Annotated in this window: 13 protein-coding genes; 1 reads left to right on the top strand and 12 read right to left on the bottom strand. The window is 66.9% G+C overall.

Going from position 1 to position 11,591, the window contains the following annotated elements; all coding sequences use genetic code 11:
- Positions 1-127: 127 nt before the first annotated feature.
- Positions 128-1,024, top strand: coding sequence for a DMT family transporter (locus OEJ36_RS18395; protein ID WP_263402735.1), 897 nt, complete (start codon positions 128-130; stop codon positions 1,022-1,024).
- Here the strand turns inward: OEJ36_RS18395 and OEJ36_RS18400 are convergent.
- The 12 genes from OEJ36_RS18400 to OEJ36_RS18455 all read right to left on the bottom strand — a co-directional run bounded on the left by OEJ36_RS18400 (position 1,021) and on the right by OEJ36_RS18455 (position 11,584).
- Positions 1,021-1,257, bottom strand: coding sequence for a hypothetical protein (locus tag OEJ36_RS18400; RefSeq protein ID WP_263402736.1), 237 nt, complete (start codon positions 1,255-1,257; stop codon positions 1,021-1,023). The genes OEJ36_RS18395 and OEJ36_RS18400 overlap by 4 nt on opposite strands.
- 61 nt (positions 1,258-1,318) lie before the next feature.
- On the bottom strand, positions 1,319-1,855 hold the full coding sequence (locus OEJ36_RS18405; RefSeq protein ID WP_263402737.1) for a GNAT family N-acetyltransferase: 537 nt from the start codon (positions 1,853-1,855) through the stop codon (positions 1,319-1,321).
- Between the two features lie 26 nt (positions 1,856-1,881).
- Entirely contained in the window at positions 1,882-2,241 is a 360-nt protein-coding gene (locus OEJ36_RS18410) for a hypothetical protein (RefSeq protein WP_263402738.1), read from the bottom strand.
- A 196-nt stretch (positions 2,242-2,437) separates the two neighbouring features.
- Complete coding sequence (locus tag OEJ36_RS18415; RefSeq protein WP_263402739.1) at positions 2,438-3,193, bottom strand: hypothetical protein; 756 nt, start codon at positions 3,191-3,193, stop codon at positions 2,438-2,440.
- A 185-nt stretch (positions 3,194-3,378) separates the two neighbouring features.
- Positions 3,379-3,747 (bottom strand): hypothetical protein, encoded by a 369-nt coding sequence (locus tag OEJ36_RS18420; RefSeq protein WP_411861029.1) that lies wholly within the window; start codon positions 3,745-3,747, stop codon positions 3,379-3,381.
- Positions 3,744-4,583 (bottom strand): SDR family oxidoreductase, encoded by an 840-nt coding sequence (locus tag OEJ36_RS18425; RefSeq protein ID WP_263402740.1) that lies wholly within the window; start codon positions 4,581-4,583, stop codon positions 3,744-3,746. The genes OEJ36_RS18420 and OEJ36_RS18425 overlap by 4 nt, the downstream gene beginning before the upstream one ends.
- Before the next feature lie 52 nt (positions 4,584-4,635).
- A complete protein-coding gene (locus OEJ36_RS18430) occupies positions 4,636-5,100 on the bottom strand; it encodes a multidrug transporter (protein WP_263402741.1) in 465 nt (154 codons plus the stop codon).
- Positions 5,101-5,267: 167 nt separating this feature from the next.
- Positions 5,268-6,713 (bottom strand): mannose-1-phosphate guanylyltransferase/mannose-6-phosphate isomerase, encoded by a 1,446-nt coding sequence (locus OEJ36_RS18435; protein WP_263402742.1) that lies wholly within the window; start codon positions 6,711-6,713, stop codon positions 5,268-5,270.
- Positions 6,714-6,853: 140 nt separating this feature from the next.
- The gene (locus OEJ36_RS18440) at positions 6,854-7,498 is read right to left on the bottom strand and encodes an alginate O-acetyltransferase AlgF (protein ID WP_263402743.1); all 645 of its coding nucleotides are present in this window, start codon (positions 7,496-7,498) and stop codon (positions 6,854-6,856) included.
- A gap of 86 nt (positions 7,499-7,584) precedes the next feature.
- On the bottom strand, positions 7,585-8,736 hold the full coding sequence (locus OEJ36_RS18445; RefSeq protein WP_263402744.1) for an alginate O-acetyltransferase: 1,152 nt from the start codon (positions 8,734-8,736) through the stop codon (positions 7,585-7,587).
- A gap of 11 nt (positions 8,737-8,747) precedes the next feature.
- Positions 8,748-10,304, bottom strand: a complete 1,557-nt coding sequence (locus OEJ36_RS18450) for an MBOAT family O-acyltransferase (protein ID WP_263402745.1) — start codon at positions 10,302-10,304, stop codon at positions 8,748-8,750.
- A gap of 173 nt (positions 10,305-10,477) precedes the next feature.
- Entirely contained in the window at positions 10,478-11,584 is a 1,107-nt protein-coding gene (locus OEJ36_RS18455) for a mannuronate-specific alginate lyase (protein ID WP_263402746.1), read from the bottom strand.
- Positions 11,585-11,591 lie beyond the last annotated feature (7 nt).

Below are 11,591 nucleotides of genomic sequence, written 5' to 3' on the forward strand. Positions count from 1 at the left end.
GGTGCCGCAGTATAGGCGCCGTTTAAGCCTGCGCGGGGGGATCAATTTCGTTCAAGACCGGCCCTGGCGCTTGCTTCTGAATAGGCCCCTCTGCCCTGCATCCAGCAGGCTTTCGGGAGGACACCCGGTGTCGCGACGCCTACAGGGATATCTGCTGCTTTCACTGGCGATGATGACGGTCGGGACCACGGTCATCGCCTCCAAACTCCTGGCCGGCGCCGTGCCGCCGTTCCTCGCCACCGCGGCGCGCTTCGCCCTGGCGCTGCCGGTATTGCTGTTGCTGCTGGCGCGCAGCCCGGTGCCCTGGCCGCGCCTGGGCTGGCGTGACCGCGGGCTGCTGGTGCTGCAGGCGGCGGCCGGCAGCGTGGGTTACACGGTGCTGCTGGTCTCCGGGCTGGAGCACCTGCCGGCGGCGGATGCCGGTGTGATAGTGGGGACCTTGCCCGCTGTTTCCGCGCTGTTCTCGGTCATGGTGCTCAAGGAGCGGCCCGGGCTGCGGCTGCTGGCTAGTGCCCTGCTGGCCACGGTGGGGGTGATGGCGGTGGCCTGGCAGGCGCCTGGGCAGTCGTCCTGGGTGGGTGTGCTCTATGTGCTCGGGGCGGTGTTCTGCGAGAGCGCCTTCATCCTGCTCAACAAGCGCATGGCGCAGCCCTTGGGGGCGCTGCAGCAGGCGACGGCGATGGTGGCGCTGGGGTTGCTGGTGTCACTGCCGGTGGCCCTGTTCGAGCTGCCGGTGGCGATGCCTTCGACTGTGGCCCTGGGGGCGCTGGCCTGGTATGCGCTGGTGCCGACCGTGGCTGGTTTCCTGCTCTGGTATGCCGGCGCGGCACGGGTCAGTGGCAGCGAGGCGGCGACGCTGACGGCCGTCGCGCCCCTGACGGCGGTGGCGCTGGCGGCGGCCCTGTTGGGCGATGAGGTAGGGCTGGCGCAATGGCTGGGGGCGGGCGCGGTGGTCCTGGCGATCCTGATCCTGGCGCTGCCGGCCCGCTTGCTCGGCGTGGCGCGGCGCGAGAGCAGCGTCTAGCTCGCCTCGTCGGCCTTCTTCGCGCCGCGCATGTTCATCGCCGCCAGGCACAGCTGCAGCACGATCAGCGCCCAGGCGTGGGCGTACAGGCCCCAGGTTATCCACAGCAGGTTGCTGGCCAGGAACACCCAGAAGCCGATATGGCGCCGGGCCGGTTTCTTCGAGCCGATCAGCCAGGCGGCGGCCACCGTCACCAGCATCGCCGGCCATTGCAGCAGGTCGAGATAGTCCATCTGATCCCCCTTTGTTCTCTTTCTTTTAGTGAGGTGGGGAGGGCGACGGTTCCACCGTTTTTCAGGTGCCCAGGGGCTGGCTGAAGAACAGCGCGACTTCCTCGGGCACAGTCTCGCGCGGGTCGTAGAGGGCGGTGTTGAGGCCACTGAAGACGAAGCCGGATTTCAGGTAGAAACCGATGGCCGGGTGGTTGCTGCTCTGGGTCTCCAGCCACAGGCAGCGCGCGTCGCTGGTGCGGGCGAAGGCGGTCGCCTCGTCCAGCAGCCGCCGGCCCAGCCCCTGGCCCTTGTGGGCCGGCGCGACGAACAGCGCGCTCAGCTCGGCGCTGCGGTTCCATTCCTCCAGCCGCACGCAGGCGAACCCCGCCAGGCTGCCGTCGTCGGCCACGGCGGCGAGGGCGAAGTCGGCGTCCTCGACATCCTCGGCGAACCCCTCTGCGTCATAGCGCTTGCGGAAGGGCTCCGCGCGGCGTTCCTCGACCAGCGCAAAGGCCAGGCCCTGCTGCTCCACGCGGTAGAGCAGGTGGGTGTCGTAGCCGGCATCGAAGGCGCTCAGGGCTTCGGCGTCGCGGGGGAACTCGATGGGGCGCAGGTGCATGGGATCATTCCTTGGCGGGCGTGTGATCAGGGGCGGGGCGGCTTATCTGTGGTGTCGCTGATCAGGCCCATGTAGAGCGTCAGGGGCGAGCTTCCGCCAAGCGTCACCACTTCCTTTCGACTGGCCAACAGCGTGCCCTCTGCATCCCGGCAGTCGACACGAACGGTGTAGAGAGTGGCGGCCGGCCCCGTGAGCATGCCGCCTGTGAACGAGGCATGGGCGATGGGCATCGATTCCCCCCAGCCACCGGCGGTCTGGATAGACAGTTCGCAGGTGGAGCGCTGGAACAGCTGGGGCTCGATGGTTCCCTCTACCTGCATCAGTGCATCGCATCCACCGAGCAATGGAGCCATCAGCGACAGCGCCATCAGTTTTCCCTTTTGCATCCTGCTACTCCTTGCCCCTATGCGAGCCTACCGGCAGGTCGCGTTTATAGCCTGAGGCCGTGATGCTCGGGAAGAGCCCTCTGGTGGATGCGAAGAGCGGCATCCACCTGCGGTGAGGTCGTAGGTTGGCGCCGAGCGCAGCGAGGCCCAACGGGGTGGGGTTCGGGGGCGCTGCATTGGTATGGGCGGTGAGGTGTCAGTCCAGCAGACAGGCGAGCAGGTCGGGCGGCACGTTGGGCGCCTCCTGCTCGAACAGGGTGCGGATGATCGTGCTGCGCTTGCCGCTCGGGGTGGTGCCGACGAAGTAGCTTTTCACGGCATAGCCTTGCTGGTCGGATTCCAGGAGGAAGCTCATGGGGCCAAGGCGTTCGTATTCGGCCTCCACCAGCAGCCAGCCATTGCGGTGGGCCAGCCTGTTCAGGCGCTTCATCGCGACCTTCTGCTGGCCGTCCTCGGCGAGACGCCGTTCGATGGCGTCGAAGGCCTGAGGGTAGGCGCTCGGTGATTCACGGCGAGGGCAGGTGGGGTCGGGCGGTGGCGGTGTTTCTACGTCTAGCGCCACGCCAGGGCGAGCAGTCTTGGCGATCCATTCGGGCTCATAGCCTGGTGCCTTCTGTCGCTCGGTGCTGATCAACCCCATGTAGAGCGTGGAGACATCGCGGCCGAGGGTCACGATCTCCTGGCGGCTGGCCAGCAGCGTGCCGTCGGGGGCCTTGCAGTCGACGCGGACGGTGTACAGATCGGAGCCGAATGGCGAGGCGGGAAGGCCTTCGATGAAGTCGGACTCAAGGATATCCAGTGATAACGATCGCCACGTCGGACTTTGCATGAAAAATTCGCATTTGGAGCGCGCGAACAGCCGGGGTTCGATGGTGCCTTCCACCGTGACAATGGCCTCGCATCCCGCGAGTGTCGCGGCTACCAGCACCAGCGCCTTCAGTCTTCCCTGCATTTTGCCGCTCCTTGTCCGCCGACGGGCGTGCCGGCAGGTCGCGTTTATAGCCTGAGGCCGTGATGCTCGGGAAGAGGCCGCTGGTGGATGCGAAGAGCGGCATCCACCCTACGCAGCGGTGAAGCCCGTGTTGGAGGATGGACGTAGGTTGGCGCCGAGCGCAGCGAGGCCCAACGGGCGGGGCGTCAGCGGCGGGCGAGGAGGGTGAGCCAGGCGAAGGCGGGGTAGCAGAGGTAGTGCAGGAAGAAGAGGAAGACGGCCATGGGGCTGGGTTGGTCCTGCAGGGTCATCATGCCGAGCAGGCCGAGGTAGAGGACGCCGAGCAGGGCGCCGTAGCCGAGGAAGATGCGCCAGGCTTCGCCGCGGCTGGGCGCGCGGCGCTGGATGAGGCGGAAGGCGGCGGCGAGGAGCAGGGCGACGGCGCCGGCGATGACCAAGGTGGCGAGCAGGCCGCCGACCTTGACCAGGCTGCGCAGGGCGAGGTTGAGCACCATCGCCAGGGCTACACCACCGATGGCGTAGCGCAGGGTGAAGGCCGGGCGCGGGTCGCTCACGGGCGTTCCAGGGCGACGTCGAGGCCGAAGCGCTTTCTCAGCACCGATTCCAGCAGGCCCTTGGGCAGCAGGGTGGCGAGCAGCGGCAGGGCGCGGCTGCCGTTGCCCAGGCGCAGCAGGCGCGGGCGCGGGTGGCGCTGGATGGCGGCGAACAGGTCGCGGGCGAATTCGGTGGCGGGGGTGGGGTTGTCCTGGGAGGCGCGGGCACGGGCGCGGATGCCGTCGCGGATCGGCCACCAGGGCGAGCCTTCGGCGATCACGGCTTCGGCTTCGCGGCTGGCGTTGGTGCCGAAGCTGGAGGCGATGGCGCCGGGTTGCACTTCCATCACTTCGATGGCGAAGGGCGCGAGTTCCAGGCGCAGGGCGTCGGAGATCGCGTGCACGGCGGCCTTGGAGGCGCAGTAGGCGCCGGCGAAGGGGGTGACCAGCACGCTGGAGACGCTGCCGATGTTGACCACCAGGCCGCGGCTGGCGCGCAGCACGGGGAAGCAGGCGCGGGTGAGGCCGATCAGCGAGAAGACGTTGGTTTCGAACTGCCGGCGCAGGGCGTCGGTGCCGCCGTCGAGCAGCGGGCCCATGGCGCCGTAGCCGGCGTTGTTGACCAGCACGTCGAGGCGCCCGGTTTCCCGTTGCAGGCGCTCGCCCAGCTGCGCCACCGCGTCCTCGTCGTTGACGTCCAGCTGCACGCCGATGAAGCCGGCGACATTGAGGGCGTCGACGTCATTGGCCTTGCGGGCGCAGGCCCAGACGCTGTAACCGGCGTGCTTGAAGGCATCGGCCAGGGCGCGGCCGATGCCACTGGAGCAGCCGGTGATGAGGGCAACGGGTTGGCTCATTGCTGGGTTCCTTGTTGGTCTTGTTGTGGTGGAGGCGACAGCGGGTGGGTGTTCAGTCGGTGAATCTGCCATGTAATCGCTCGGCGCGGAACTCCAGGGTCTGCGGGCGGTAGCCACTGCGCAGGGGCGGCAGGGGCAGGCAGTCGCTCCAGTCGGCACCGGCCTGCAGGCGCGGCGGGCCGAGGGAGCGTTCGGCATCGAAGGCCGATTGGGTGAGGTTGATCGAGTCGCCCGGGCGGTAGGCCTGGATCACCCAGGCGAGGTCCAGCAGGGTGGTGCTGCTGCCGTTGTGCACGCGGATCTGCAGGGGCCGGTCGGCGGGGCACTGGTCGGGGGCGTAGCCGACGCGCACGTCGAGCAGGGCCAGCTGGCGGTTCACCACGCGCTCCTCCCAGAGCACCCAGGCGGCGACCAGGCCGATGCCGAGCACCGCGACCAGGGAGATGGGCAGCGCCTTGGCGGGGTGGCGGATGACCAGGATCAGCCAGGTCAGGATGAGGATCGCACCGATCAGCATGGGAACGCCCGTGGGAGTTTCGAGGGGCTCAATGCTAGCGCATTACGTTGCGGCGATGCGGGGTGGGATGCGCCAGGCGCGGGGGCCCGGCTGGGCCCCCTGGGTTGGCGCACGCCATTCCCCCTGCTGGCACAGGGGGAATGGGCCTCCCGATGGGGGAAGGAGGCTCAGCGTGCTGTCACATGGCTCACCGATACCGCGTCGCTGCGACCGTAGACGTCTTCCAGGCGCTCGATGTCGTCCTCGCCCAGGTAGCTGCCGGACTGCACCTCGATGATCTCCAGGGGGATCTTGCCGGGGTTGGTCAGGCGGTGCACCGAGGTCATGGGGATGTAGGTCGACTGGTTCTCGGTGAGCAGGAAGGTCTTGTCGTCACAGGTCACCTCGGCGGTGCCGGAGACCACGATCCAGTGCTCGGCACGGTGGTGGTGCATCTGCAGCGAGAGCTGCGCGCCGGGCTTGACGGTGATGTGCTTGACCTGGAAGCGGCCGCCCATGTCCACCGAGTCGTAAGAGCCCCAGGGGCGGTACACGGCGCAATGGTTCTGGGTTTCGCTGCGGCCTTGGGCGTCGAGGTCGTTGACCAGCTTCTTGACGTCCTGCACGCGGTCGCGGTGGGCGATCATCATGGCGTCCTTGGTTTCAACCACGACGATGTCTTCCAGGCCGATCACCGACACCAGCTTGCCGTTGCCGTGCACCAGGCAGTTGTGGCTGTCCTGCACCACCACGTCGCCCTTGGTGACGTTGCCGTCCTTGTCCTTGTCGTGGACTTCCCAGATCGAGCTCCAGCTGCCGACATCGTTCCAGCCGGCGGACAGCGGCACCACGCAGGCGCGCTGGGTCTTTTCCATCACCGCGTAGTCGATGGAGTTGTCCGGGCAGCAGGCGAAGGTGTTGGCGTCGATGGTCACCGTGGTGCCTTCGCGCTGGCTGCGTTCCAGGGCCAGCAGGCAGGTGTCGTAGATGTCCACGTCGTGGTGCTTGAGCTCATCGAGGAAGCGGCTGGCGCGGAACAGGAACATGCCGCTGTTCCAGAAGTAGTCGCCGGAATCCACGTACTGCTGGGCGCGCTCGGCGTCGGGTTTCTCGACGAACTGGGCGACGCGGCTGATGCCGTCCGGCAGGCTGCCGGCGGAATCCTTGCCACGGATGTAGCCGTAGCCGGTCTCGGGGCGCAGGGCGGGCACGCCGAACAGCACCATCTCGCCCTTCTCGGCGGCGATGGTGGCCAGGGCCAGGGCCTGCTGGAAGGCGCGCTGGTCTTCCAGCACGTGGTCGGCCGGCATTACCAGCATCAGCTCGTCGCGGCCTTCGGCCAGCAGCTGCATGGCGGCGATGGCGACGGCGGGCGCGGTGTTGCGGCCGAAGGGCTCGAGCAGCATGGCCTGCGGGGTGACGTTGATGGCGTCGAGCTGCTCCTGGACGATGAAGCGGTGATCCTTGTTGGCCACCAGCACCGGGGCCTGCATTCCTTCGAAGTTCAGGCGCTCCAGGGTCTGCTGGAACAGGGTGTGGTCACCGGTCAGGGCCAGGAACTGCTTGGGGTACTGCTTGCGCGAAAGAGGCCAGAGTCGGGAGCCGCTACCGCCAGAGAGGATCACAGGAATCATGGGTGTATCTCCTAAAATCGCTTGTCGTTTGTGGATAGATTGCTCATCACATCGATCACTGATTTCTGTCTTGTAGTCCCACTGTCTCTTGCGGCGGGTACGAAGCATTGCCCGGGGCCCTCGGCCCCGGGCCGGGTACATCAGGATTCGGCCGGGCGCTTGACCCAGACCGGGGAGAGCTTGCCGCCGCTGCCGGTGATGTAGAGGCAGACGACTTCGCCGCGCTGCAGCGAGACCGGCTTGAGGTCACTGACCTTGCGGGTGCCGTCGAACAGGGCGAGGTTGACCTTCACCGGGTTGATCTCGCGCTCGCCACGGCCTTGGGCCGCAACGTCCTCGACCACGGCGGTCCTGCCGTCGGCGGTCTTCACGGTGAGCTTGGCGTCGGACAGGTTCTGCACCCGCAGCAGGGCCTTCTGCTTGTTCTTGAAGGCCGGCTCTTCCACCAGCTTGGGCTCGGCGCCCGGCTGGTTGACCAGGGTGTAGTAGCGGTCGGCTTCCAGTTTCACCGGCAGGTTGGTGGCGCCGATCTGGGCGCTGTAGTTGCCGGCGGGCAGGAATTTGAAGTCGCTGGAGCCGAGCGGGGCGACGTCGTTCAACGCGGTGTTGCCGACGTTGACGCTGAGTTCGCTGCTGCCGGCGTTGTAGGCGCGGACGAAGGCCGATCCCTTGGGTGCCTGGGGTCCATAGAGCCCGCCTTCGTCAGCCTGTGCATGCACAGCGGCGAGGCCCAGGGCGATGGCGCAGGCATACGACGTCCAGTTGCGTTTCTTCTGTCGGTTCATGGTGTTCCTCCATCTTTCTTTTTTGAAATGGCCGTGGTGGCCACAGTCGTCGAGGGCTCGCGGGGCGGGCCCTCACTGCTCGGTTTTCAGTTGTTGGCGGTGGCCGCGAGGCGCTCGCCGGGGGTGCCGCCGCCCTTGCGCAGTTCGGCGATCCACTGCGGATCGAACTCGCTGAGGTCGTTGGTCATCGGCAGGTAGCGTTCGGGGAATTCCCAGATCACCAGCTGCGGAGCGGCGTCTTTCAGCTCGTCGCTCTGCAGGTACTTGAGCATCGGCAGGATCGGCCCGTGGCCGTCCTCGGCGTGGTTGACCAGGTCGCGTTGCAGCGACTGGCGCAGGGCGCCGGCGAAGTTCCAGTTCTGGTTGGCGCTGTAGCTGGTGCCCACCAGCGCCACCGGCACCTGGCTGTCGGCGAACAGCGAGTCACCGCTGGCTTCACCTTCGACCGCGGCGCGGGTCTCGCGTTTCTGCAATTTGTCCGGTGCCGGCATGAGGTTTTCGAACATCGGGTCCAGCGGCAGGAAGCGGGTCAGGTCACCCTTGTAGTCCTCGTTCTTCACCGCCTCGGTGACGTACTCCTGGGCATCGCCCGAGAGCGGCGCCGCGCTGCGCACGGCCTCGCCCACGGTGTTGGCCACCACCTCGGCGCCCAGGGGCGTCCAGTGGGTGTCGGTGCGCAGGAAGACCTGGCCGTTGTGCTTGGCCTGCTCCAGGGTGCCGAGCAGGTCCGGGGCGATGATCCCGGCCTTGCGGGCGGCGCCGCGGAACTGCGCGTAGAGGTCCTGGCGCAGGGCGGTGGGGCGGGCTTCGCCTGTGTACTCGGGGTACAGGCGCGACTTGGACGGCACGATGGCCAGCACCAGGGTCACGCCGCGTCCGGCCAGCTCGTCACGCACACCCTGGATCAGCGCGAGGTTTTCCTGCAGGTGGCGGCTGCCATCGGCGACCGGGTCGAACTCCTCATCGGAGAACAGCCAGCCGTCCTTGCCGATCACCACGCCCTGGCGGCCTTCGCCGAACAGGCCGTAGTCCACCAGCGCCCAGAGGTTGGTACCGATCTGCTTGATCGGGAATTCATCGTCGTAGTGCTTCTCGAAGGCGTGGGCCAGCTTGCCGTTGAGCACGGTGGTTTCCTTGGCGACGCTGAAGCCGACGATGCCGCGCATGGACCACAGGCTCAGGGCCAGCAGCATGCCGGCGAAGACGACGATGTAGAGGGTGTTGGCAGTTCTGCTCATGGTTGCGCTCCTCAGAACTGGAAGTAGAGGAAGGGAGAGAAGCTCTGCGCCGAGAGCTTCAGGATCGAGGCGGCGAACAGCACCAGCAGCGCGATGCGGGTCGCCAGTACCGGTAGCTGGGTCATCCAGGCCTGTTGCCAGACCAGGCCGCCGCTCGGCGAGTAGGCGATGGCCGCCGGGTCGTTGGCGCCGCCCTGCTGGGTGCGCGGCTGGGCGGTGGCCGGGCCGTTGGCGTCGACGTGCTCCTCGGCGCGGGCCTTGGGCGCACCGGCCAGGGGCTTGGTGTAGAACTGGCGGATGCCGAAGATGGCCAGCACCACGTAGGCGAGCACCAGGGTGGCGATCTGCAGGCTGGTCAGCTGGGCGGCGTTGAGCTCGGAGAGCCCCAGGTCACCGAAGCTGAACATGGCGGCGTACATGCGCCAGGCGACGTCGAGGTTTTCGGCGCGGAAGATCACCCAGCCGACCACCACGAGGAGGAAGGTGAAGGCCCAGCGCAGCGGGTTGAGCACACGCGGCGCGGCGTCGACGCCGAGGGCGCGTTCGATCGCCAGCCACATGCCGTGCCAGGCGCCCCAGATGATGTAGGTGAAGTTGGCCCCGTGCCACAGGCCACCCAGCAACATGGTGAGGAACAGGTTGCGGTAGGTCTGGAAGGTGGTACCGCGGTTGCCGCCCAGGCTGATGTAGAGGTAGTCGCGCAGCCAGGTGGAGAGGCTGATGTGCCAGCGCCGCCAGAACTCGGTGATGGACTGGCTGATGTAGGGCTGGTTGAAGTTCTCCATGAAGCGGAAGCCCATCATCAGGCCGAGGCCGATGGCCATGTCGCTGTAGCCGGAGAAGTCGAAGTACAGCTGCGCGGTGTAGGCCAGCGCACCGAGCCAGGCGTCCCCCGTGGTCGGGTCGGAGAGGGCGAAGCAATGGTCGGCGATGGGCGCGATGCTGTCGGCGATGAAGACCTTCTTGATGAAGCCCTGCATGAACCGGGTGCAGCCCTCGGCGAACTTGTCGACGGTGTGGGTGCGGTGGTTGAACTGGTCGACCAGGTCGCGGAAGCGCAGCACGGGGCCGGCGATCAGGTGCGGGAAGATCGCCACGAAGGCTGCGAAGTCGATCAGGTTGTGGGTCGCCGGGGTGTCGCCGCGGTACACATCGATGATGTAGCTGATGGACTCGAAGATGTAGAACGAGATACCGATCGGCAACAGGATGTGGGTGAGGACGAAGGGCTCCATGCCGAACGAGGTGATGATGGCGTTGAGGCTGTCGACCCCGAAGTTGGCGTACTTGAAGTAGCCGAGGACGCAGAGGTCCACCACCACGCCGAGGAGCAGCCATTTCTGCGCCGCTTTCGTGCGCACGCCGGCTGCACCTACGCGCAGGCCGATCCAGTAGTTGAACACCGTGACCCCCGCGAACAACGCGAGGAAGTCGATTCGCCACCAGGCATAGAACACGTAGCTGGCGATGAGCAGCAGGAGGTTGCGATAGCGCGTTCCGACCAGGTAGTACAAGCCGAGGAAGATCGGCAGGAACAGGAACAGGAACACGTTTGAAGAAAAGACCATCCGAGTCTCTCCACTTGTACGTAACTTTCTGGGCCGCCGCCGGGCATTCCAGCCCGGTGTGCGACCCGCCATTCCCTCCCCAGGGTGTGGCTTTCAAATCCTTGCGCCGCCGCGTCTGCTGCGCGGTCGGTTCATTCCGTCAGGCGCCTCCCCGGGTAGGGGAGGGCGCTGCATCAGCTACCGCTGCTGCCCTCCTTCTTTGGGTGGAAGACCTGGGTCACGTCGCCGCCGAGGCGGAAGGTCTTGTAGGGGCCCATGGAGTCTTTCCACTCGACCGTGTCGGGCTTGCAGCCATAGAGGGCGCACCAGGGTTCGAGCCAGGCGAACTTGGCGTGTTTCTCCAGTTCGTCCATGTCCTGGTCCTTGCCGGTCTTGTCGTCGAAGGGTTCCTGGTCGTCGACACCGGCGATGACCTTCTCGCCGAGGCGGCGCAGGGCGCCGTTGTTCTCTTCGCGCAGGTCCACGCCGTTGGCCTGGGCGAAGGCGGCGATCATCGCCAGCGGCGGCAGGCTGTAGTTGTGGTAGGCGAGGGCACGCTGCTGGCGCTTGAGTTCGTTGGGCAGGAAGCCGTCGTTGTCGACCTGGCTGGCGGCCACGCGGAACTGGTCCACCGACCAGTCGAAGAGGTCGCGGCGGTTGGTGGCGACGGCGGTGGCCATCACCGACCAGGCGGCCCAGTAGGAGTGGTTGTTGATCTTCTTCAGCGGCAGGTCGCTCCAGTCGTGCACCGTCTGGTCGGCCAGGCGCGAGAACCAGGATTCGATGACCTGGGTCTGGGTCTGGTAGGCGTTCAGCGGGTGGCTGTCGGAGAACTTCAGCCGCAGGTAGGCGGAGGACAGGCTGCCCAGCGCCCATTTGCGGATGGACTTGCCGGTGTGGTTGTACTCGGTGCTGAGCAGGGCGTTGGCCTGGGCCCAGCTGGTCATCCACTGCAGGGCGCATTCGAGCTGCGGACGCTGCCCTTCACGCATGTACACCATGACCATCTTGTTGACGCCGCGCTCCATCTCGGTGATGTCGGCGGTCTTCTCGCGGAAGGCCTTCTCGGCATCCGGGTTGAGCGTCGCGCGGGCCTTGTCGGAGCCCTCGTACTTGCTGCGGAAGTCGAGCTTGGCGGTGTAGGGCTGCGGCGGTGCCTTGCAGGCCTCGGGCTTCTTGTCGTCGATATCCACCGGGGCGTAGTAGCCGCGCGGCGGTACCAGGTCGGCCGCGCTCGCCTGGCCGGCGAGCAGGAAACCGCCGAGCAGGCAGGGCGCGAGCAGGCTGAGTGGATGTTTCATGGGGGCC

The organism is Pseudomonas sp. PDM13, assembly GCF_025685765.1.
Taxonomy (GTDB): domain Bacteria; phylum Pseudomonadota; class Gammaproteobacteria; order Pseudomonadales; family Pseudomonadaceae; genus Metapseudomonas; species Metapseudomonas solani.